Origin of the sequence: Pseudomonas entomophila, from assembly GCF_018417595.1 — a bacterium.
Lineage (GTDB): Bacteria > Pseudomonadota > Gammaproteobacteria > Pseudomonadales > Pseudomonadaceae > Aquipseudomonas > Aquipseudomonas entomophila_C.
The window spans coordinates 1,805,276-1,827,693 of record NZ_CP070982.1; the positions used below are offsets into that span (position 1 = coordinate 1,805,276).

20 protein-coding genes are annotated in these 22,418 nt (G+C 63.4%); 8 read left to right on the forward strand and 12 right to left on the reverse strand.

The genetic code is table 11. The annotated features are described in order from the left end of the window. Positions 1 to 24: 24 nt before the first annotated feature. The 3 genes from JYG34_RS08015 to gcl form a co-directional block, all read right to left on the reverse strand. The gene (locus tag JYG34_RS08015; RefSeq protein WP_011532931.1) at positions 25 to 918 is read right to left on the reverse strand and encodes a 2-hydroxy-3-oxopropionate reductase; all 894 of its coding nucleotides are present in this window, start codon (positions 916 to 918) and stop codon (positions 25 to 27) included. 179 nt (positions 919 to 1,097) lie between these two features. Continuing rightward, on the reverse strand, positions 1,098 to 1,880 hold the full coding sequence (hyi, locus tag JYG34_RS08020) for a hydroxypyruvate isomerase (RefSeq protein WP_213660207.1): 783 nt from the start codon (positions 1,878 to 1,880) through the stop codon (positions 1,098 to 1,100). A gap of 54 nt (positions 1,881 to 1,934) precedes the next feature. After that, the gene (gcl, locus tag JYG34_RS08025; protein ID WP_213660208.1) at positions 1,935 to 3,710 is read right to left on the reverse strand and encodes a glyoxylate carboligase; all 1,776 of its coding nucleotides are present in this window, start codon (positions 3,708 to 3,710) and stop codon (positions 1,935 to 1,937) included. Between the two features lie 256 nt (positions 3,711 to 3,966). Between gcl and JYG34_RS08030 the strand changes: the two genes are divergently transcribed. After that, positions 3,967 to 4,407, forward strand: a complete 441-nt coding sequence (locus JYG34_RS08030) for a GlcG/HbpS family heme-binding protein (RefSeq protein ID WP_213660209.1) — start codon at positions 3,967 to 3,969, stop codon at positions 4,405 to 4,407. Between the two features lie 42 nt (positions 4,408 to 4,449). On the opposite strand, the gene JYG34_RS08035 is transcribed toward JYG34_RS08030, so the two are convergent. Beyond that, entirely contained in the window at positions 4,450 to 5,061 is a 612-nt protein-coding gene (locus tag JYG34_RS08035) for a TetR/AcrR family transcriptional regulator (RefSeq protein WP_011532935.1), read from the reverse strand. Positions 5,062 to 5,194: 133 nt separating this feature from the next. Here JYG34_RS08035 and JYG34_RS08040 point away from each other — a divergent pair, with 133 nt between their 5' ends. After that, complete coding sequence (locus JYG34_RS08040; protein ID WP_213660210.1) at positions 5,195 to 6,109, forward strand: DUF808 domain-containing protein; 915 nt, start codon at positions 5,195 to 5,197, stop codon at positions 6,107 to 6,109. Positions 6,110 to 6,162: 53 nt separating this feature from the next. Here the strand turns inward: JYG34_RS08040 and JYG34_RS08045 are convergent, their stop codons facing one another. Next, complete coding sequence (locus JYG34_RS08045) at positions 6,163 to 8,106, reverse strand: LTA synthase family protein (RefSeq protein ID WP_213660211.1); 1,944 nt, start codon at positions 8,104 to 8,106, stop codon at positions 6,163 to 6,165. A gap of 150 nt (positions 8,107 to 8,256) precedes the next feature. On the opposite strand from JYG34_RS08045, the gene JYG34_RS08050 reads away from it, so the two are divergent. Continuing rightward, the gene (locus tag JYG34_RS08050) at positions 8,257 to 8,565 is read left to right on the forward strand and encodes a hypothetical protein (RefSeq protein ID WP_213660212.1); all 309 of its coding nucleotides are present in this window, start codon (positions 8,257 to 8,259) and stop codon (positions 8,563 to 8,565) included. A gap of 69 nt (positions 8,566 to 8,634) precedes the next feature. On the opposite strand, the gene JYG34_RS08055 is transcribed toward JYG34_RS08050, so the two are convergent. The 7 genes from JYG34_RS08055 to puuE all read right to left on the reverse strand — a co-directional run bounded on the left by JYG34_RS08055 (position 8,635) and on the right by puuE (position 15,645). Next, positions 8,635 to 9,417, reverse strand: a complete 783-nt coding sequence (locus tag JYG34_RS08055) for an outer membrane protein OmpK (protein ID WP_011532939.1) — start codon at positions 9,415 to 9,417, stop codon at positions 8,635 to 8,637. A gap of 351 nt (positions 9,418 to 9,768) precedes the next feature. After that, the gene (locus JYG34_RS08060) at positions 9,769 to 10,554 is read right to left on the reverse strand and encodes an outer membrane protein OmpK (RefSeq protein WP_213660213.1); all 786 of its coding nucleotides are present in this window, start codon (positions 10,552 to 10,554) and stop codon (positions 9,769 to 9,771) included. 141 nt (positions 10,555 to 10,695) lie between these two features. Continuing rightward, entirely contained in the window at positions 10,696 to 12,051 is a 1,356-nt protein-coding gene (locus JYG34_RS08065; protein ID WP_213660214.1) for a nucleobase:cation symporter-2 family protein, read from the reverse strand. 181 nt (positions 12,052 to 12,232) lie between these two features. Beyond that, complete coding sequence (locus JYG34_RS08070; RefSeq protein ID WP_213660215.1) at positions 12,233 to 13,552, reverse strand: urate hydroxylase PuuD; 1,320 nt, start codon at positions 13,550 to 13,552, stop codon at positions 12,233 to 12,235. Between the two features lie 45 nt (positions 13,553 to 13,597). Beyond that, positions 13,598 to 14,101, reverse strand: coding sequence for an ureidoglycolate lyase (locus JYG34_RS08075; protein ID WP_011532943.1), 504 nt, complete (start codon positions 14,099 to 14,101; stop codon positions 13,598 to 13,600). 102 nt (positions 14,102 to 14,203) lie between these two features. Continuing rightward, a complete protein-coding gene (uraD, locus tag JYG34_RS08080) occupies positions 14,204 to 14,719 on the reverse strand; it encodes a 2-oxo-4-hydroxy-4-carboxy-5-ureidoimidazoline decarboxylase (RefSeq protein ID WP_213660216.1) in 516 nt (171 codons plus the stop codon). Next, entirely contained in the window at positions 14,719 to 15,645 is a 927-nt protein-coding gene (gene puuE, locus JYG34_RS08085) for an allantoinase PuuE (RefSeq protein WP_213660217.1), read from the reverse strand. Before puuE ends, uraD begins: the two co-directional genes overlap by 1 nt. Positions 15,646 to 16,046: 401 nt before the next feature. Here puuE and uraH point away from each other — a divergent pair, with 401 nt between their 5' ends. The 5 genes from uraH (at position 16,047) to JYG34_RS08110 (ending at position 22,337) form a co-directional block, all read left to right on the forward strand. Continuing rightward, on the forward strand, positions 16,047 to 16,400 hold the full coding sequence (gene uraH, locus JYG34_RS08090; protein ID WP_011532946.1) for a hydroxyisourate hydrolase: 354 nt from the start codon (positions 16,047 to 16,049) through the stop codon (positions 16,398 to 16,400). Between the two features lie 499 nt (positions 16,401 to 16,899). Beyond that, positions 16,900 to 17,904: an aspartate-semialdehyde dehydrogenase gene (locus tag JYG34_RS08095; protein ID WP_213660218.1), complete on the forward strand. Its 1,005-nt coding sequence runs from the start codon at positions 16,900 to 16,902 to the stop codon at positions 17,902 to 17,904. A gap of 71 nt (positions 17,905 to 17,975) precedes the next feature. Continuing rightward, positions 17,976 to 20,651, forward strand: a complete 2,676-nt coding sequence (locus JYG34_RS08100) for a FimV/HubP family polar landmark protein (protein ID WP_213660219.1) — start codon at positions 17,976 to 17,978, stop codon at positions 20,649 to 20,651. Between the two features lie 150 nt (positions 20,652 to 20,801). Beyond that, a complete protein-coding gene (gene truA / locus JYG34_RS08105; RefSeq protein WP_213660220.1) occupies positions 20,802 to 21,656 on the forward strand; it encodes a tRNA pseudouridine(38-40) synthase TruA in 855 nt (284 codons plus the stop codon). 60 nt (positions 21,657 to 21,716) lie between these two features. Further along, positions 21,717 to 22,337, forward strand: a complete 621-nt coding sequence (locus tag JYG34_RS08110) for a phosphoribosylanthranilate isomerase (RefSeq protein ID WP_213660221.1) — start codon at positions 21,717 to 21,719, stop codon at positions 22,335 to 22,337. The last annotated feature ends 81 nt before the right edge of the window (positions 22,338 to 22,418 follow it).

Consider the following 22,418-nt stretch of genomic DNA (forward strand, 5'->3'; position numbering starts at 1 on the left):
CATCCGCGAAGGGCCGGTACAGGTTTACTTGTCGTCGCGGATCGAGAAGTTGGCCATGTGCTCCAGGCCCTTGATCAGCGCCGAGTGGTCCCAGTTGCCACCGCCCAGTGCCACGCAGGTGCTGAACACTTGCTGGGCGTTGGAGGTGTTGGGCAAGTTGATGCCCAGTTCCTTGGCGCCCTGCAGGGCCAGGTTCAGGTCCTTCTGGTGCAGGTTGATGCGGAAGCCCGGGTCGAAGGTGCCCTTGATCATGCGCTCGGCGTGCACTTCGAGGATCTTCGACGAGGCGAAGCCGCCCATCAGCGCTTCGCGCACCTTGGCTGGATCTGCGCCGTTCTTGGCGGCGAACAGCAGGGCTTCGCCGACGGCCTGGATGTTCAGGGCGACGATGATCTGGTTGGCGACCTTGGCGGTCTGGCCATCGCCGTTGCCACCGACGCGGGTGATGTTCTTGCCCATGGCTTCGAACAGCGGCAGGGCACGTTCGAAGGCTTTCGGGCAGCCACCGACCATTATGCTCAGGGTCGCGGCCTTGGCACCGACTTCACCACCAGAGACTGGGGCGTCCAGGTAGGCGGCGCCGGTGGCCTTGATCTTCTCGGCGAAGGCCTTGGTGGCAGTCGGGGAGATCGAGCTCATGTCGATCACTACCTTGTTCGGGCCGACGCCCTCGACGACACCGTTCTCACCGAACAGGACGCTTTCGACCTGCGGGGTGTCCGGCACCATGACGATGATGAATTCAGCTTCCTGGGCCACTTCCTTCGGGTTGGCCAGGGCCACGGCGCCGGCGGCGATCAGGTCGGCCGGGGCGGCGTCGTGGTGGGTGGATACGAAGATGCTGTGACCTGCTTTTTGCAGGTTCTGGGCCATGGGCTTGCCCATGATGCCGGTGCCGAGGAAACCGATTTTAGCCATGAGAGTTCTGCCTCTTTGTATTTGTATGAACAGGCGACCTGGCCCCTGTAGGAGCGGCCTTGTGCCGCGAAAGGGGCGCGCAGCGGCCCCACGATCTCAATCACGCCGGAAAATTGCCGGGGCTGCTGCGCAGCCCTTTCGCGGCTCAAGGCCGCTCCTACAATGGTCCTGCGTGCGTCTCAAATTGCGTTATGGGTCTTCAACCAGCCCAGGCCAGCTTCAGTGGTGGTCTTGGGCTTGTACTCCGCGCCCACCCAGCCCTGGTAGCCGATGCGGTCCAGGTGCTCGAACAGGAAGCGGTAGTTGATCTCGCCGGTGCCCGGCTCGTGGCGGCCCGGGTTGTCGGCCAGCTGCACGTGGTTGATCAGCTTCAGGTTGGTTTCCAGGGTGCGGGCCAGGTCACCTTCCATGATCTGCATGTGGTAGATGTCGTACTGCAGGAACAGGTTGTCGCTGCCCACCTCGGCCTGGATCTCCAGGGCCTGCTGGGTGGTGTTCAGGTAGAAGCCGGGGATGTCGCGGGTGTTGATCATTTCCATGACCAGGCGGATCCCGGCGGCCTTGAGCTTGTCAGCGGCGTAGCGCAGGTTCTCGACGAAGGTCTTGCGCACAGTGGCGCAGTCCAGGCCCTCGGGGCGAATACCGGCCAGGGCGTTGACCTGGGTGTTGCCCAGCACCTTGGCGTACGCGATGGCCTTGTCGACGCCGGCGCGGAACTCTTCGACGCGATCCGGGTGGCAGGTGATGCCGCGCTCACCTTTCGACCAGTCACCCGCAGGCAGGTTGAACAGCACTTGCGTCAGGCCGTGGGCATCGAGCTGCTGCTTGATTTCATTGGCGCTGAAATCGTACGGGAAGAGGTATTCGACACCGCTGAAGCCGGCGTCGGCGGCGGCCTTGAAGCGGGCCAGGAAGTCCTGCTCGGTGAACAGCATGGACAGGTTGGCGGCGAAGCGAGGCATAAGTCGTCTCCTTGCGTTGAAGACCCCCGCGCAAGGCGCGGGGGCGTCAGGCGATCAGTCCAGCAGCGAGATGGCGGTTGGCGCGTCGTTGCCCACCAGGGCGAGGTCTTCGAACTCGTTGACCGCGTTGATCTCGGTGCCCATGGAAATGTTGGTCACGCGCTCGAGAATCACTTCGACCACCACCGGTACGCGGAACTCTTCAGCCATCTTCTGCGCCTTGAGCAGGGCAGGGGCGATGTCGGCCGGTTCGAACACGCGGATGGCCTTGCAACCCAGGCCCTCGACCACGGCGACGTGGTCGACACCGTAGGTGGCGGCGTCGGTGGCATTGATGTTCTCGAAGGCCAGTTGTACACAGTAATCCATGTCGAAGCCACGCTGGGCCTGGCGGATCAGGCCCAGGTAGGCGTTGTTCACCAGCACGTGGACATACGGCAGGTTGAACTGCGCGCCCACCGCCAGCTCTTCGATCATGAACTGGAAGTCGTAGTCACCGGACAGCGCGACCACCTTGCGCTTCGGATCGGCCTTGACCACACCCAGCGCGGCCGGGATGGTCCAGCCCAACGGGCCGGCCTGGCCGCAGTTGATCCAGTGGCGTGGCTTGTACACGTGCAGGAACTGCGCGCCGGCGATCTGCGACAGGCCGATGGTGCTGACGTAGCAGGTGTCCTTGCCGAACACCTGGTTCATCTCTTCGTACACGCGCTGCGGCTTGACCGGCACGTTGTCGAAGTGGGTCTTGCGTTGCAGGGTGGCCTTGCGCTGCTGGCAGTCTTCCAGCCAGGCCTTGCGGCACTTGAGCAGGCCTGCGGCTTTCCACTCGCGGGCCACTTCGAGGAACACGTCCAGCGCCTTGCCGGCATCGGAGACTATCCCTAAGTCAGGGGTGAACACGCGGCCGATCTGGGTCGGTTCGATGTCCACGTGCACGAACTTGCGGCCTTCGGTGTAGACGTCGACGGAGCCAGTGTGGCGGTTGGCCCAGCGGTTGCCGATACCGAACACCAGGTCGGACTTGAGCAGGGTGGCGTTGCCGTAGCGGTGCGAGGTCTGCAGGCCGACCATGCCGACCATCTGCGCGTGATCGTCCGGGATGGTGCCCCAGCCCATCAGGGTCGGGATCACCGGCACGCCGGTCAGTTCGGCGAATTCGACCAGCTTGTCGCTGGCGTCGGCGTTGATGATGCCGCCACCGGCCACCAGCAGCGGGCGTTCGGCGTCATTGAGCAGGGCCAGGGCTTTTTCAGCTTGTACGCGGGTGGCGGACGGCTTGTGCACCGGCAGCGGCTCGTAGGCGTCGATGTCGAACTCGATCTCAGCCATCTGTACGTCGAACGGCAGGTCGATCAGCACCGGGCCTGGGCGGCCGGTGCGCATTTCATAGAAGGCCTTCTGGAAGGCGTAGGGCACCTGGCCCGGCTCCAGAACGGTGGTCGCCCACTTGGTCACCGGCTTGACGATGTTGGTGATGTCGACAGCCTGGAAGTCTTCCTTGTGCAGACGGGCACGCGGCGCCTGGCCAGTGATGCAGAGGATCGGGATGGAGTCGGCCGAGGCGCTGTACAGGCCGGTGACCATGTCGGTGCCGGCAGGGCCAGAGGTGCCGATGCATACACCGATGTTGCCCGGGTTGGCACGGGTGTAGCCCTCGGCCATGTGCGAGGCGCCTTCGACGTGGCGAGCGAGGACGTGATCGATGCCACCGACTTTCTTCAGGGCCGAGTACAGCGGGTTGATGGCGGCCCCCGGAATGCCGAACGCGGTATCTACACCTTCACGGCGCATGACCAGAACGGCTGCATCGATTGCTCTCATTTTGCTCATGGGTTGTGCCTCATCGATTTTGTAATTGTATACAACTTGCGTTGCGACAGAGTGTATTCATGCTCGGCGCAAAAGGTCAATCCATTTTCGTCGGCGGGATTGACTCATCGGTCATGCCCTGGAAAGGCGGCATTTCGTCGCGGTCGTCACGATTGAGTCAGAAAATTGTATACAAATAGTGTCTTTGTTGTGTTCTATGCTGTCTATCGGTTTTCAACTGCCCTCAGGGCTCTCACAACAAGAAGAGGACCTTTTCATGAACGCATTGACCCTGAAAGTCGCCGTTGGCGTGGTGAATGCCGCGCTGGCCGCAGGCCGCAAGATCAACGCCGCGCCGTTGACGGTGGCGGTGCTGGACGCTGGCGGGCACCTGCTGGCGTTGCAGCGGGAGGACGGCGCCAGCCTGCTGAGGCCGGAAGTCGCCATCGGCAAGGCCTGGGGCGCGGTGGCCCTGGGCAAGGGGTCGCGCCTGCTGGCGCTGGACTCGCAGCAGCGGCCGGCGTTCTACGCCGCGCTGAACGGGGTGGGCGAGCGGCCGGTGGTGCCGGTGCCGGGCGGGGTGTTGATCCGTGACCAGGACGGCAAGGTACTGGGGGCGGTGGGGATCAGCGGGGATACGTCGGATATCGACGAGCAGTGCGCGATCAATGCGATCGAGGAAGTGGGGCTGACGGCGGATGCCGGGGTGGCGGCTTAAGGCTTGAGATGTCGGGGCTGCAAAGCAGCCCCGGCGGATCAATCAGGCCGCCTCGGGCTCGCAGCCTTTCAACACCAGGCGGATGATGGTCTCCGCCGCCGCGTCGTAGTCACTGTCGGCCAGCTTCGCCTTGCCGGTCACCACGGCGATCTGCCAGTCGAAATCAGCGTATGTTTGCGTCGCTGCCCAGATGCTGAACATCAGGTGGTGCGGGTCGACATTGGCGATCTGCCCGCGCTCGATCCAACGCTGGATGCACTCGATGTTGTGCCGGGCCTGCTCGTTGAGCTGCTCGACCTGGCTGGGCGAGAGGTGCGGCGCGCCGTGCATGATCTCGCTGGCGAACACTTTCGAGGCGTGGGGCAGGTCGCGGGAGATGCGGATCTTCGAGCGGATGTACGAACTCAGCACTTCCTTCGGGTCGCCGTCGGCGTTGAACGGCGTCGAGGCCTGCATGATCGGCGCGATGATGCTCTCGAGCACCTCGCGGTAGAGGTTTTCCTTCGACTTGAAGTAGTAGTACACGTTGGGCTTGGGCAGGCCGGCCTTGGCCGCGATATCGCTGGTCTTGGTGGCGGCGAAGCCCTTGTCGGCGAATTCTTCACTGGCCGCGCGCAGGATCAATTCCTTGTTGCGCTCGCGAATGGTGCTCATTGTCGGGGATCTTCCTCGTGTCTGGCCGCCCTCCAAGAGGGATCGCGCATGTTAGCACCGCCCCGGACAAGCGCTCAAGGCAGCGACTTTGCGCTAGAATCCGGGCCTTTCACCCCACTGGATACAGGCAAACATGGCAGGAAGCAGTCTACTGGTACTGATCGACGATATCGCCACGGTACTGGACGATGTCTCGGTAATGACCAAGGTCGCGGCAAAGAAGACCGCGGGGGTGCTGGGCGACGACCTGGCGCTCAATGCCCAGCAGGTCACCGGCGTGCGCGCCGACCGGGAAATTCCGGTGGTCTGGGCGGTGGCCAAGGGCTCGCTGGTGAACAAGGCGATCCTGGTGCCGGCGGCGCTGTTGATCAGTGCCTTCATCCCCTGGGCGGTCGTTCCCCTGCTGATGGTCGGTGGCGCCTACCTGTGCTTCGAAGGTTTCGAGAAGCTGGCGCACAAGTTCCTGCACAGCAAGGAAGAGGACGAGGCGCAGCACGAGGCGCGCAAGGAAGCCCTGGCCGACGCCAATGTCGACTTGGTGGCGTATGAGAAAAGCAAGATCAAGGGCGCGGTGCGCACCGACTTCATCCTGTCCGCCGAGATCATCGCCATTACCCTGGGAATCGTGGCCGACGCGCCGTTGAGCCAGCAGATCGTCGTGCTGTCGGGCATCGCCGTCGTCATGACCATCGGTGTCTATGGCTTGGTGGGCGGTATCGTCAAGCTCGACGACCTTGGGTTGTGGATGACCCAGAAGTCCTCGGGCCTGGCTCGCGCCATCGGTGGCGGCATCCTGCGCGCCGCGCCGTACATGATGAAGGGCCTGTCGGTGGTCGGTACCGCCGCCATGTTCCTGGTCGGCGGCGGCATCCTGGTGCATGGCATCGCGCCGTTGCACCATGCCATCGAAGCGTTCGCCGATGGGCGGGGCGGGGCGCTGACCGGGGCCGTGCTCAACGGTGTCGCCGGTGTGGTGGCCGGAGCCGTTGTGCTGGCCGTGGTCGCGGTGGTGGGCAAGCTCTGGCGGGTCGTGCGACCTGCTCGCTGAGGTTGAAAGGGCGGTTCGCCGGCAAGCCAGCGAACCGCCCTTGAAGCAAAGCCTCAAGGGCTGACAGCGACACCTTTCTCTTCTGGCTTCCACGCCAGCAAACCCTTGCTGAAGCCGTAAGCGGCGCTCTGGTAATAGGCGATCGCCCGGCGTACCAGCGGGTTATCCTCACCCACGTTCGTCTCGCGGCTGTTGCCCAGCGCATCTTCGTGCACGCGCAGGCCGCCACGTGGGCTGAGGATCGCCAGGTCCTTGCCGTCGAACAGCCCCAGGTGCTGGTAATTGCCGATCAACACCCGTGGCGGCAACACGTCGTCACGCAGCAGGTCACGACCGAAGAACGTCGAGGTGTAGCTCAGGTTGAGCAGGCCGAGCAGGGTGGGCGCCAGGTCGATCTGGCTGGCCAGCTTCGGGTTTTCCTGCGGCGCGATCATTTTCGGTGCGTAGATCCACAGCGGAATCTGGTAGTTGTTGACCGGCAGGTCTTCCTTGCCGGCGCTGCCTGCGGTGTGGTCGGCGACAAACACGAACAGGGTGTTGTCGAACCAGGGTTTTTCTTTAGCCTGGCGCAGGAATTGGGCGATGGCGTAGTCGGTGTATTTCACCGCGCCTTCGCGCCCGTCGCCCGAAGGGATGTCGATACGACCGTCGGGGTAGGTGTACGGGCGGTGGTTGGAGGTGGTCATCAGCTGCAGGAAGAACGGCTTCTGCGCGGCGTGATCGGTATCGGCCAGCTTGATCGCCTGGCGATACAAATCCTCGTCGGCCATGCCCCAGGCATTCTTGAAGCTGATTTCGCTCTCGTCGACGCTGCTCTGGTCGACGATGCGGTAGCCGTTGCCGCTGAAGAAGGCGTTCATGTTGTCGAAGTAGCCGCGCCCGCCGTAGACGTACACCGCGTCATAGCCGACCGCCGCCAACTGTTGGCCGAGGCTGGCATAGCCGCTTTCGCGACCGATGCGCTTGACGATCGAGCGGCCGGGGGTGGGCGGGATCGACAGGGTGATGGCTTCCAGGCCGCGGTCGGTGCGGGTGCCGGTGGCGTAGAAGTTGTTGAAGTACAGGCTTTGGGTGCGCAGTGCATCGAGGTTGGGCGTGAGGTTCTCCGGGTGGCCGTTGCTGCCCATGTACTTGGCGCTGAAGCTCTCGATGGTCACCAGGATGATGTTTGGCTTGCGCAGTTCTCCGCTGGCGCTGATGTGGCGGCGGATGTCCTGGGCCTCGCGGGGCTCGAAGCGGGCATTGCTGGCGGCCAGTTCCTGGTGCATTTGTGCACCGACTGCATCCGCGCCAAGGCTGGCGTAGAACTGGGTGTAGTCCAGTTCGTTGTTGCGGAAGGCGGCGAAGAACTGGTACGGGCCGTTGCTGGCCAGCTCGCGCTGGTAGGCGTTGCCGCCCTGGCCGCGGGGGAACTGCTGGTCGATCACCAGCACCGCCATAACGCCCAGACCCGCCAGCACGCAGAGGCCCGCCAGGCGCTGGCGGCCGGTGATCGCGGGGGCTGCGAGGGCACGGGTCAGCGGCCTGCGCAGCAGCAGGGTGAGCAGCAGCGCCGCCACCGCCAGGCTGCCCAGCAGCGTGGGCAGGGGGTAGGACTCGCGAATGTTGTCCAGGACTTCCTTGGAGTACACCAGGTAGTCCACGGCGATGAAGTTGAAGCGTACGCCGAACTCGTCCCAGAACAGCCACTCGGCCGCCGCGACGAACAGCATCAGGAACAGACTCGCCGCCAGCACGCCCTGTAGCAGCCAGCGGTGGGTGCGGGTGCGCCACAGGGGTGTCGGGCACAGTGCCAGGTACAACCCCAGCGGGAGCGCGGCATAGTTCAGAAAGCTCAGGTCATACAGCGCGCCGCTGAGGAAGACCGACAGGTAGCTGCCGCTGAACTCATCGACATGGGTTGCCAGCAGGACCACACGGGTCAACAGAAAGATGCCGAACCAGGTCGAGCAGAGTAATAGCAGGAAACGCCAGGGAGCGGCGAGCGGGGTACGCATGAAATTGGCCTATGTCCATATTGGGTGCAGGAAGACAAGCAGACTAGCTGAGCAGTTGCAAAAAAAATGTCAAAAATAGGCGGGTCGTGTAGGGATATCGACTTTAATTGTGCGGGCTTTTTAAATGCGATCCGTATCGGGGAGGTCATCATGTTCGGTCAAGTTCTGACCTACGACGTTTATCATCTTGCGTTGTATCTGCTCACGGCGCTGGCCTGGGGGCTGCTGGGCATGCGGTTTGTGCTTCGCGACACGACTGTGACGGGCTTGTTCAAGTGCTGCGCGATGTTTGGGGTGGCCGTGGCGATCAAGGCGGTGATGCTGATGCTCGATATCTGGCGAGTGCTCGAACACCATCAGGTAGAGGTGCTGTTGATGGTGCTGGGTGGGTTTTTGCCTGGTGCCTTGCTGTTGATCTGGAAGACAAGTTCTACGCTGGGTAGGAAGTTTCCTACTTAGTTGTAGGTTGATTCTTGCATTTTTGAAAGAAACAGCGCCTATTTGAAAAGGCGCTGTTTCGTTTCACGATCAGAAGTGAACTTTGACCAGCAAGCTCGCGGTGTTCTGGTCGGTGGTGAAACCATCGCTGTCCTTGATGCCGTACTTGTTCTTCCAGTAGTCGTACTCGATACCCACGTACAACTGCTTCTCGCCCAGGTGCAGGGCCTTGCCCAGGTCGTACTTGATCTGCGGGTTGAAGTGCAGGTTGGCCTGGTAGGTGCCACGACGGTTCTCGTCGTTGTCCACCACCCAGTCCATGAAGCCGTCGATCAGCACGTCGGACGAACCCACGGGGATGGTGTAGGACCAGACCGGGGTGATCTGCCAGACATTGTCACCTGGGCGGCTGCCGTCGGTGGTGCGCTGGTAGAAGTTCAGCTGGAAGTAGTCGAAGCCGGGGATGGCGAGGTCGAAGCCAGGGCCGATCAGGTAGGACTCGGTGTCACCCTCGCCGAACTCGTAGGTCATCGCTAGCAAAACGTCCTTCACCGGGCCGAACTCGAGTTTCTGGTCGAAGATCTTGCCGAACGACAGGCGCGGGCTGATCTCGCCGTAGTAGGTGTTGGGGCCGTTGTTGGCGTCCTTCTTGCCCTGGTAGAAGATCTTGTCGACGAAGATGAAGTTGTCGCCGTACTTCCACGCGTCGGCGTGTTCGAAGGTGAAGGTTTGCTGGGTCTCGGGGTTGACCTTGAAGTTCTTGCCCCACAGGTAGGTCAGGCTGTTGTTCTGCCATTGCAGCAGGTCACCGGCTTGGCTGGCGCCACAGGCCAGCAGGCCACCGGCGAGGATCAGGCTGTTGATGGTACGCATTGCGTGTGTCGCTCCCTTGATTTGGATCTGTTGTCAGCGCTCGGGCGCCATTCTTGTCTTTTGGGTCAGCTTTTTTCGATTGGCCACAGCTGTTTGGCAAGAGCTGCGCCAACTTTTCCGCGTTGGGCACAACCATCCTGCTCGACGTCTTTCTGAACGGATGAAAAGGGTGTCTCAGGCTGGCAACACGTTGGCCAACCGCCCGAATTCATTGACTGAGCGGTCAGTAAACGCAGGCAGGATCCGTCCTGCCCTGATCGAGGGGGCGCGCAGATTACTGGCTTGCGCGCCGTACCTCAAGTGCTCCGTCCTGGAGCACGGTGCTGCAAAGTTGGGCGTTCGGTCAGGTTATCAGAAATGCACTTTGATCAGTGCACTGGCGACGCTCTGATTGCTGTCCAGGTTGCCGCGGCTGTCGATGCCGTACTTGTCCTTCCAGTAGCTGTACTCGAAGCCCACATAGAGTTGCTTGGCGCCTAGGTTCAGGGCCTTGCCCAGGTCGTACTTGACCTGTGGGTTGAAGTGCAGGTTGGCGTGGTAGGTGCCGCGGCGGGTCTGGTCGTTGTCGGTGACCCAATCCATGTAACCGTCGATCAGGATGTCCGACCTGCCCACAGGTATGGTGTACGACCAGCCGGGGGTGATTTGCCAGACGTTGTCGCCCGGGCGGCTGCCCTCGGTGTTGCGCACATAGAAGTTCAGGGTGAAGTAGTTGAAGCCGGGGATGTCCAGGTCGAAGCCGGGGCCGATCAGGTAGGCCTCGTTGTCGCCCTCGCCACGCTCGTAGGTCATGGCCAGCAGCACGTCCTTGACCGGGCCGAAGGCCAGCTTGCGCTCGAAGATCTTGCCGAACGACAGGCGCGGGCTGAATTCACCGTAGTAGGTGGTGACGCCTTTGCCGGGGTCGGCCTTGCCGTTGTAGAAAATCTTGTCGACGAACAGGAAGGTGTCGCCGTACTTCCACTTGTTGGCGTGTTCGAAGGTGACGGTCTGCTGGATATCGGGGTTGATCTTGAAATCCTTGCCGTACAGGTAGGTCAGGCTTTCGCCGTGCCATTGCAGCCATTCGCCAGCGTGGCAGGGGAGGGTGGCCAGCAGGCTGCTGCCCAGCAGAACGGACGTGGTGATGCGCTTCATGTTGTGGTTCCCGGACTTATTGTTTTTGTTTGGGGCTTTTTCGGCGCGCAGGCGCCCCGGGCGGCCCATTCCGGCGGGCCGACGGTCAAGCGGTTGCAGCGTGTCTGAAGTGGGGCGGCACATGAATGCCGCCCCGGTCACTCAATGCGGGTGACAGGCCTCGTTGTGCACGGCGCGCTCGGCGCCACCGAGGATGTTGAACAGCAGGTTCAGCACCAGGGCGCTGAGGGTGGCCATGGCGATGCCACTGTGGGTGATGGGTTCCATCCACTGCGGCATCTGCGCGAAGAACTCCGGGCGGACCACGGGGATCAGGCCGAAGCCGACGCTGACCGCGACCAGCAGTTGGTTGCGCCGGTCGGAGATGTCCGCCTCCTGGAGGATCTTGATCCCGGTGGCGGTGACCATGCCGAACATGGCGATGGACGCGCCGCCCAGTACCGCAGGCGGGATCGAGGCGATCAGGAAGGCCGCCTTGGGCAGCAGGCTGAGCAGGATCAGCAGGGCGCCGGCCATCACCGTGACGTAGCGGCAGCGTACCCCGGTCATCTGCACCAGGCCGATGTTCTGAGCGAACGAGGAGTGGGTGAAGGTGTTGAAGAAACCGGCGATGAACGACGCGCCGGCATCGCACAGCAGGCCGCGGCGCAGCATCCCTGGCGTTACTTCACGGTCGGTCACCTTGCCCAGGGCGAGGAACATGCCGGTGGACTCGACGAAGATGATCACCACCACCAGGCACATCGACAGGATCGGCGCCAGGCTGAAGGTCGGCATCCCAAAGTGCAGCGGGGTGACCACCTGCAACCACGGCGCCTCGCTCAGGCCTGACAGGTCGACCATGCCGATGGAACCGGCGAGCACATAGCCCAGGCCCATGCCCACCAGCACCGACACATTGACCCAGAAGCCGCGCATGAAACGGTTGATCAGCAGGATCACCGCCAGCACCAGGCCGGCCACCATCAGGTAGATCGGCGCGCCGAAGGCTTGCGCCTCATGGCCGCCACCGGCCCAGTTGACCGCCACCGGGAACAGCGACAAGCCAATGGAGGTGATGACCGTGCCGGTCACCAGTGGCGGGAAGAAACGCACGACCTTGGACATGAACGGCGCGATCAGCATGCCGAAGAACCCGGCCGCGATGGTCGCGCCGAAGATCCCCTGCAAACCGACACCTGGCATACCGGCCATGGCCACCATGCTGCCGACCGCCGCGAAACTGGCGCCCATCATGACCGGCATGCGGATGCCCACGGGGCCGATACCGAAGGATTGGATGATGGTGGCAACGCCGGCGACCAGCAGGTCGGCGTTGATCAGGAAGGCGACTTCTTCGCGGGACAAGCCCGCCGCCTGGCCGATGATCAGGGGTACCGCGATGGCGCCACCGTACATCAGCAGAACGTGTTGCAGACCCACCAGGATCAGTTGGAGCAAGGGCAGGGGCTGTCGCGGCGGCGCAACGGGGATGTACGCCTTGCGTGACTCGGACATGCAGCACCTCGAGTTTTGTTTTTATTCTCGGATCCAAGCGCCCGATACCACGCGGCAGGTCCCCGGGTGATATCGAACGCTCGATGCTTGCTTGTTGCTTGGAGCTTGAAACAGAGGCCGGGGTTGCCGGCCTCATCGCGGCACAAGGCCGCTCCTGCAGTCTTGAAACGGGGTGTCGCGATCAGTTGACCCGCGCGCCAGCGGCGATCCAGTCGCCGACCAGCTTGCGTTCTTCAACGGTCATCTGGGTGATGTTGCCCAGCGGCATGATCTGGCTGGCGACGGCCTGCGCCTGGATGCGCGCGGCCTGGGCCTGGATCTGCTGCGGGGTGTCGAACATCACGCCGGCCGGGGCGGCGCTGAACAGTGGGCTGGTCGGCTTGGCCGAGTGGCACACGGTGCAGCGTTCCTGGATCACGCCGTGGATCTTGTCAAAGTTGCCGGTGGCCGCTTGGGCCGTGGCCTGGGCCGGTTGCGCGGCAGGTGCCTCGGCAGGCTTGGCGGCTTCCTCGGCGCGCAGTTCGGCAGCCGTCTTGCCACCCACGGCGGTCGCCGGCAGCGGTTGGTACTCGACCTTCGCGGCGGCCTGCTCAGGAGCGGTCGGCAGCGGTTTCGGGCCGGTCACGTAGGCCAGGCAGATCATCGCCAGGGCGCCGACAGGCAGGGTCCAGGCGTACTTGTTGCTGTCATGGCGGGTGTTGAAGTAGTGACGGATCAGTACCGCGGCCACCGCGATCCCGGCCAGGATCAGCCAGTTGTACTGGCTGCCGTAGGTGCTCGGGAAGTGGTTGCTGATCATGATGAACAGCACCGGCAGGGTGAAGTAGTTGTTGTGGCGCGAACGCAGCAGGCCCTTGGCCGGCAGTACCGGGTCCGGGGTCTGGTTGTTCTCGATGGCCGCCACCAGCTGGCGCTGGGCCGGCATGATGATGCGGAACACGTTACCCACCATGATGGTGCCGATGATCGCGCCGGTGTGCAGGTACGCGCCGCGGCCGCTGAACACCAGGCTGAAGCCCCAGCAGGCAGCGATGATCAGCACGAACAGCACGGCGCCGAGCAGGGCAGGCTTCTTGCCCAGGGGCGAATCGCAGAGGAAGTCGTAGATGAACCAGCCTGCGATCAGCGAGCCGATACCGATAGCCACGCCCTCGGCACCACTCAGGGTGCTGCCCGGTGCCAGCAGGTAAAGCGCAGGGTTCCAGTAGAACACCACGCACAGCAGGGCGATCCCGGACATCCAGGTGAAGTAGGCCTCCCATTTGAACCAGTGCAGGTTCTCGGGCATTTTCGGGGGTGCCAGCTTGTATTTTTCCAGGTGGTAGATGCCGCCACCGTGGATGGCCCAGAGATCACCCGACAACCCATCGCGCGGGTTGCTGCGGTTCAGGTGGTTCTCCAGCCAGACAAAATAGAACGATGCACCGATCCAGGCGACGCCGGTGATCATGTGAACCCAGCGAATGCTCAGGTTCAGCCATTCGTGAAGGTGTGCTTCCACAGTATTTACCTCTCGCCGGTCACCCCATCGATGACCGACCCTTTCTTATTGGTGGGGATTGAGGATCAACATCTGTTCCTCGGGGAAGTAATGCTCATCGCAGTTGTTGCCGGAGCCACTGCGATCAACCACCAGGAAATCATCCCGCTTTTCGATCGTCAGCACCGGGTGGTGCCAGACGCCGCGATGGTAATTGACGCCCTGCCTGCCATTACTGCGGAAGGCACGGACCAAGCCTGATACAGGTGCATCGCCAACTGGCGCGACCACGATCAGAAAGGGGTTGCCGAGCAGCGGGATGAAAGCCTGGCTGCCCAGCGGATGGCGTTCCAGCATGCGCACGGTCAGCGGCATCTCCAGCGCGTCGGCGCGGAAGATGCTGATGATCGCCTTGTCTTCAGGCTCGGCGGTCTCGACCGTGGCGAGCTTGTGGAAGCGCATGGTCGAGCCGTTGTTGATCATGAAGTGGTCGCTGCCGTCGGTTTCGATCACGTCACCGAACGGGGCGAAGGCTTCTTTGGTCAGGGGCTCGATCATCAGGGTGCGCATGCGGTTATCTCTTCTATGTTCGTTGTTCTTGAAATAGGGTGGGCCGTCTTGCCTCGGCAGGCCCTGGGTGTCAGGCACTCGGGCCAGGCCGGGCGACAACCCTCAAAGCTGCAGCAGGCGGAACAGGGCGATCAGGTTGATCTGCGCCAGGGCTTCCTTGAATTCGGCATCCTTGTCGTTGTGGATGCGTTTTTCGAAGGCGGCGAGGATCTGGTGCCGGTTGCTGCCTTTCACCGCCATGATGAACGGGAACTGGAACTTGGCCTTGTAGGTATCGTTCAGCTCGGTGAAGCGGGCGAACTCCTCAGTGGTGCACTGGTGGATGCCGGCACCGGCTTGCTCGTGGGTGCTCGACTCGGTCAACTCGCCCTGGATGGCGGCCTTGCCGGCGAGGTCCGGGTGCGCGTTGATCAGTGCCAGCTGATCCGCCTGGTTGGCGCTGAGCAGGATGTCGCTCATGCGCTGGTGCAGCGCCTCGATATCGTCCAGCTCGGCCAGTTGCCCCAGGTCATAGGCTTTTTCGGCGACCCACGGCGAGTGCTCGTAGATGTCGGCGAAGGCCTCGACGAAGGCGGTGCGGTCCAGGGTGGAGGGCTTGAGGGTGTTGAAGGCGGTCATCAGGCGTTCTCTTTCTTGTACGGGTGGGTGGCGTGCCAGTGGCGGGCGATATCCACGCGACGGGCGAACCAGACCTGCTCGTGGCTCTTGGCGTAGTCGACGAAGCGCTTGAGCGCGGCCAGGCGCGCCGGGCGGCCGACCAGGCGGCAGTGCAGGCCGATCGAGAGCATTTTCGGGGCGTCGGCACCTTCGGCGTAGAGCACGTCGAAGGCGTCTTTGAGGTATTGGTAGAACTGCTCGCCGCAGTTGAAGCCCTGTACCTGGGTGAAGCGCATGTCGTTGGTGTCCAGGGTGTAGGGGATCACCAGGTGCGGTTTGCCGGTCGGGTTGTTGGGTTCCCAGTAGGGCAGGTCGTCGTCGTAGGTGTCGCTGTCGTAGAGGAAGCCACCTTCCTCCATCACCAGGCGCCGGGTGTTCGGGCCGGTGCGGCCGGTGTACCAGCCCACTGGGCGTTCGCCGGTGATCTCGGTGAGGATGCGGATGGCCTCGAGCATGTGCTCGCGCTCCTGCGCCTCGTCCATGTTCTGGTAGTCGATCCAGCGGTAGCCGTGGCTGCAGATCTCGTGGCCGGCCTGTGCCATGGCACGGATCACGTCGGGGTGGCGCTGGGCGGCCATGGCCACGGCGAAGATGGTCAGCGGCACGCCGCTGTCCTTGAACAGCTTGAGCAGGCGCCAGACGCCGGCGCGGCTGCCGTACTCGTAGAGCGACTCCATGCTCATGTTGCGCTGGCCCTGGAGTGGCTGGGCGGCGACCATTTCGGAGAGGAAGGCTTCGGATTCCTTGTCGCCGTGCAGGATGTTGCGCTCGCCACCTTCCTCGTAGTTGAGCACGAAGGACAGCGCAATGCGGGCATTCCCCGGCCATTGCGGATGAGGTGGGTTGTTGCCGTAACCGATCAGGTCGCGAGGGTAGTCAGCGCTCACTGCAGTCTTCCTTCTTGTACGTTAATGCGGGTGGTGGGCGGAGCCGCGTCGGGATGTCGCACCACCGGATGGGCTGATTGTATACAACTTCTCAATTCTTTTGTAAGCCTGTTTTTCCGCATTTCTTCCCATTTGTCGCCTTGGAATGGCTTGCAAGAAACTTGCCCGATTGGTCAGTTAATGACAGGGGCGTCGTTACCCGGCCTGAGTTCAAGATGGGTGGGCTTTATATAGGAGGGTGGGCGGAGCTAGGTGGGCGGTCAGGCGGGATGGCTGAAAAAATTGTGTACAATTTATCGCTAAACTGTCTTAATGGCGCCATTCCCGCACGCCGTTGGCCTTGCCGCCCGGTAAGTGCCGTGTATTTTTTGCCCACGCATACGACAAGAGGCGATTAGCAAATGGGACGTTTGACCACACACGTACTGGATGCCGCTCACGGCTGCCCGGGCAGCTCGATCAAGGTCGAGCTGTACCGCGTCGAAGGCCAGCAGCTGGAGCTGGTGAACACTGCCCTGACCAACAGCGATGGCCGCGTCGACGCGCCACTGTTGCAGGGTGACGATTATCGTACCGGCGTGTACCAGCTGCAGTTCAGCGCAGGGGACTACTACCGTGCCCGCGGCGTGAAGCTGCCGGATACCGCGTTCCTCGACGTCGTCGTGCTGCGCTTTGGCATCGACCAGAACCAGGAGCACTACCACGTGCCGCTGCTGATCTCGCCGTACAGTTACTCGACCTATCGTGGAAGCTAGTTGGTCGCTAGATGAATCTTCGTAGGTCCTTGCCCGCTCTCACACTGGCGGGCTTTTTTTTGCCTGGGTGTTTGGCTTTTCAAGGTGTTCGACGTTAGAGGTCCAGTGTCTATGAGATCGAGCGCCGCCCGCGCGGCGCATCGCGGATGAATCCGCTCCCACATCTGTTGCAACGTGCCGCACCTGCCAGGCTATGGTTGCCAGCCTTGGCGCAATGCCTGAGACAGGTGGGGTGGCAGAAGCACCAGCCGGAATTGCGCGTCGTACAAACAGGGCGAACAACCATGGCCTATCGGTCATGGTCACGTTGCAACGAATGTAGGAGCGGATTCATCCGCGATGCGCCGCGCGGGCGGCGCTCGATCTCAATACCGCTGCTACTCTCCCGGCGAACACCTTGAAAGCACCGCGCTTCACCAGAAACCTCTTCCGGGTACCCAGCGCCCTACAATCCAAGTAAAGTGCCGCCCCCGCCGTACCCGCAGAAGGAACCGAAGCCATGACCACCCCCCTTGATATCGCCGTCGTCGGCGCCACCGGCACTGTCGGTGAAACCCTCGTGCAGATCCTCGAGGAGCTGGCGTTCCCGGTGGCGACCCTGCACCTGCTGGCCAGCATGGAATCAGCCGGCAGCAATGTCATGTTCGCCGGCAAGAAGCTGCGTGTGCGCGAAGTGGACAGTTTCGATTTCACCCAGGTAAAGCTGGTGTTCTTCGCCGCCAGCCCGGCCGTCAGCCGCAGCTTCGCGCCCAAGGCGCAAGCAGCCGGTTGCGCCGTCATCGATCTGTCGGGTGCATTGGATGGCGCTCAGGCCGTGGTTCCCGAGGCGAATGGCGAGCGGGTGGCGGGTCTGGCGATGCCTGCGCTGATCACCAGCCCCAGCTCGGGTGCCGTGGCCCTGGCCGTGGCATTGGCACCGCTGAAGGCATTGCTCGATATCGAGCGGGTACAGGTCAATGCCTGCCTGGCCGTGTCGGCGCAGGGCCGGGAGGCGGTCAGCGAACTGGCACGCCAGACCGCCGAGCTGCTTAACGCGCGGCCATTGGAGCCACGTTTCTTTGATCGCCAGGTGGCCTTCAATGTGTTGCCCCAGGTGGGCGCACCCGACGAGCAGGGCCACACGACTGTCGAGCGACGCCTGGTCACGGAGCTGCATCAGCTGCTGGGCATGCCGCAACTGAAGATTTCCGTGACCTGCATTCAAGTCCCGGTGTTTTTCGGCGATAGCTTCAGTGTGGCGGTACAGAGCCGTCGTCCGGTCGATCTGGACGCGGTCAACGCCGCGCTGGAGACGGCCGACGGCCTCGAACTGGTCGAGCCAGGCGATTATCCGACCCCGGTGGGTGACGCAGTGGGCCAAGACGTGGTCTATGTTGGTCGTGTACGCCGTGGCGTCGACGAGGATGAGCAGCTCAACCTCTGGCTGACCACCGACAATGTGCGCAAGGGCGCGGCGCTGAACGCCGTGCAGGTGGCGCAATTGTTGATTAAACACATGGCGTAAAAGATACTGCGAGCAATTTTGTCCTACACCGCGACTGGGTTTTCGGGACCGTTCATACAAGGGAAGAGTTCATGCTTCGAATTCGCAAACTGGTTCTGGCCATCGCGGCAGCCTCGGCGCTGTCGTCCGGCGTGGCAAATGCCCTGGGGTTGGGGGAGCTGACCCTCAAGTCGGCGCAGAACCAGCCGCTGGATGCCGAGATCGAACTGCTCGATGTGCGCGACCTGACCGCCGCGGAAATGGCGCCCAGCCTGGCCTCGCCGGAAGACTTCGCCAAGGCCGGGGTGCCGCTGCCGGCGTACCTCGAAGACCTCACCTTCACGCCGGTGCTCACGCCCAACGGCAAGAGTGTGCTACGGGTTACCTCGAGCAAGCCGCTGCCGGAGCCAGTGGTCAAGTTCCTGGTCCAGGTCATGTGGCCGCAGGGGCGCTTGCTGCGCGACTACAGTGTGCTGCTCGACCAGGCCCAAGCCCAGGGTAGCCAGCCGACCCAGGCCAACATCAACCCGGCCGTGAGTGCGGGCAGCTACACCACCAAGCGCCGCGACACCCTCTGGCAGATCGCTGCGCGCAACACCCATGGCGGCTCGGTCCAGCAGACCATGCTGGCTATTCAGGCGTTGAACCCCGATGCTTTCATCGGCAACAACATCAACCAGCTCAAGATCGGCCAGGTCCTGCGCCTGCCCGACCAGCAGCAGATCCAGAACATTCCCCGGCCCGAGGCCAACCGCGAAGTCGCCGAGCAGTACGCTGCCTGGCGCGAAGGGCGGCGCCTGGGGCCGCGTGCCCGCCAACTGGATGCCACCCGTCGTGGCGAGGCTGGCGCGGCGCCTGCGCGTATTGCCCAGGGCGACAACCTGCGTCTGGTATCCCCAGGCGGCAAGGGTGCTGCCGGTGACGCCAAGGCGATCAACGACAAACTGGCCGTTGCCCAGGAAAGCCTGGATACCAGTCGTCGTGACAACGATGAGCTCAAGAGCCGGATGGTCGACCTGCAGAGCCAGCTGGACAAGCTGCAGCGTCTGATCCAGCTGAAGAACGACCAGTTGGCACGCCTCGAGGCGCAGGGCGCGGCGCAGCCTGAGCCGCCCGCCGCCTTGCCTGGCGAGCCAGCCCCGGCCCAGCCGGCGGTAACCGCCCAGCTGACCCCGGCCGAGCCAGTAGTCGCCCCGGCACCTGCCGCGGTCGACACCGCGCCGGCGCCAGAGCCAGCCACCGAAGCCCCTGTCGCAGAAGAGCCGGGCATGCTCGACCAGTTGCTGGGCAACCCGCTGTTGCTGGGGCTGGTTGCTGGTTCCGCGTTCCTGGTCTTGCTGTTGCTGCTGCTGCTCCTGGCGCGCAAGCGCAAGGCCCAGCAGGAAGCCGAGAAGCACCTGCGCATGGCCCGGGCGTTGTCCGAGGAAGGCGAGCGTGGCCCGGACCTGGACCTGCCGCCAAGCAGTTTCGAAGGGCTGGACGTTTCGGCGCCCAGCGTAACCCTGTCGCCTGCCGTCGTGGCCGCCTCGGCCGCTGCCGCCACCGCAGCGGAGAAGCCGCTGCCGGTGGTCGCCGCCGAGCCGGTCCAGGATCCGCGTGCTGCGTTGTTCGCCGAGGTCGATGAAAGCATTGCCCGTGGCCGCCTCAACCATGCCGCCGATCTGCTCGAGGCTGCCGTGGCGTCCGAGCCGCAGCGCAGTGACCTGCGCCTGAAATTGATGGAAGTCTATGCCCGCCAGGGTGACCAGACCGCGTTCGTCGACCAGGAGCGCAAGCTGGCGCCCAGCGACGCCAGCCAGGCCGAGGTCGCCTCGCTCAAGGAGCGTTACCCCGGCATGCTGGGGGTTGCGGCCGTGGCCGCAGGCGCCGCTGGCGCGGCAGCATTGGCCGCAGAACTGGACGAGCAATATGTTCAGGAACTGCTGCAGGACCAGGAGCCGGCAGCGCCCGTGGCAGAGGTCGAGCCAGAGCCACAGGTTGAGCCTGCTCCGGAGCCTGAGCCGGCTGCGTCGCTCGAGCCCGAGTTGGAATCCGAACTGTCCCAGGCGCCCGAACAGGATGACCTTGATAGCGCCTTCGACCTGAGCCTGGGCGACGATCTGCCGGCCGACGAGCCATTCGACCTGCCGGTGCTGGACGACACCGCACCGCTGGAAGCCGCGCTCGAAGCTGAAACGGCACCGGTGGCCGAGACCGATGCCGACGATGACTTCGAAGCGTTGCTGGCACAGGCCCAGGCACAGTCGGAGCCAGAGCCGCAGAGCGTCGACGACCTCGCCGAGTTCGACCTCGACGTCGGTGAGCCTGCCGCCCCGGCCAGCACCGAGGAAGCGCCGGTGGACGTGGCGGCCGAACTGGCGGCCTTCGACGCTATTCCAGAATTCGACCCGATCTCCGAGTTGGAGCTGCCGGACGACTTCGACCTGTCGCTGTCCCTGGACGACGATTCGCCGGCGGCGAAGAACTTCGCTTCGGAGCTGGATGACGTCAACGCCGAGCTCGACAAGCTGTCGCAGAACCTCGAGTCGCCGTCGCTGGAGCCGCAGTTCACTGCCGAGGACGCGGCCCAGGAGCCTGAGCCGCTGGATGACCTGGACTTCGACTTCTTCTCCGGCGCTGACGAAGTGGCCACCAAGCTCGACCTGGCACGCGCCTACATCGACATGGGTGACCACCAGGGCGCCCGCGACATCCTCGACGAGGTGGTCAAGGATGGCGATGACAGCCAGCGCCAGGAAGCTAGCGAGATGCTCTCGCGCCTGGTCTGACGCAGCGTTACACATCGCGGGGCAAGCCCGCTCCCGCTGCTCTCTTTCGGAGGTAAGCGTGGGAGCGGGCTTGCCCCGCGATCATTTCGGCCCTTGCGTGGTTTGCCGGTATACTGCCCGCCTTTCGTTTCATCATCAGGTTTTCCGCTCTTGGATATCATCGACACCGCCGCCGCCGAATCGGCGGCCGAAGGCTACACCCGCATCGCCCTGGGCGTGGAATACAAGGGCTCGCGCTACCGCGGCTGGCAGCGCCAGGCCAGCGGCGTGCCCAGTGTTCAGCAGGCCCTGGAGCAAGCGCTGTCGAAGGTGGCCAACGAGCCGATCTCGGTGGTATGCGCGGGGCGCACCGATGCCGGCGTGCACGGTTGCGGGCAGATCGTGCACTTCGACACCCGCGCGGTGCGCGACGAGCGCGCCTGGACCCTGGGCACCAACTTCAACCTGCCCCACGACATCAGTGTGGTCTGGTCCGCGCCCATGCCGGCGCATTTTCATGCCCGCTTCAAGGCCACGGCACGGCGCTACCGCTATGTGATCTACAACGATCCGATCCGCCCGGCGCATCTGGCTGAGGAAGTAACCTGGAACCACCGGCCACTGGATGTGGCGCGCATGGCCGAAGCTGCGCAGTATTTGCTCGGCACCCATGACTTCAGCGCCTTCCGCGCCAGCCAGTGCCAGGCCAAGTCGCCGATCAAGCATATCCACCACCTGCGCGTCACTCGCCACGGCCAGATGATCGTGCTGGATGTGCGCGCCACCGCCTTCCTGCATCACATGGTGCGCAACATCGCCGGCGTGCTGATGACCATCGGTGCCGGCGAGCGGCCGGTGGAGTGGGCGCGCGAGGTGCTGGAGGGGCGAAACCGCCGGGAGGGCGGGGTGACGGCCCACCCGTACGGCCTGTACCTGGTCCAGGTGGAGTACCCGCAAGAGTACGTGTTGCCGCAGCGTTACATCGGCCCACACTTTCTTACCGGCTACGAGGCCCTGGCAGACTGACGGGCCAAAAGTCATTTGCTAACATCGGGCCTTTCACCGATCACTCAAGGTTCGCCCTCCATGAGCAACGTGCGCAGCAAGATCTGCGGGATTACCCGCTTAGAGGACGCCCTGGCGGCCGTCGAGGCCGGTGCCGATGCCATCGGCTTCGTCTTCTATGCGAAGAGCCCGCGCGCGGTGGATGTGCGCCAGGCCCGGGCAATCATCTCGCAGCTGCCACCGTTCGTGACCACCGTGGGGCTGTTCGTCAATGCCAGCCGTTGCGAGCTCAACGAGATCCTCGAAGTGGTTCCGCTGGACCTGCTACAGTTCCACGGCGATGAAACCCCGGCCGACTGCGAGGGGTATCACCGGCCCTGGATCAAGGCCCTGCGCGTGCGCCCTGGTGACGATCTGCAGGCCGCCTGCAAACACTACGCTGGTGCCAGCGGCATCCTGCTGGACGCCTATGTACCGGGCGTGCCGGGAGGAACCGGAGAGTCCTTCGACTGGTCTTTGATTCCGCAGCACCTGAGCAAACCGATCATCCTTGCCGGTGGCCTGTCGGCCGACAACGTCGCCGAGGCCATCCGCCAGGTACGCCCGTATGCGGTGGATGTCAGCGGCGGTGTCGAGCTGCAGAAGGGCATCAAGGACGCCGCGAAGATCAACGCCTTCATGCGCGCGGTGAAACAGGCGTGAGGGCGGATGTGACGGCTGGCCGCGCGCCATCGTCCATAGCTTTCGCAGCCCGATGCTGCCAGGCCATGAGGCCGGCCCAGG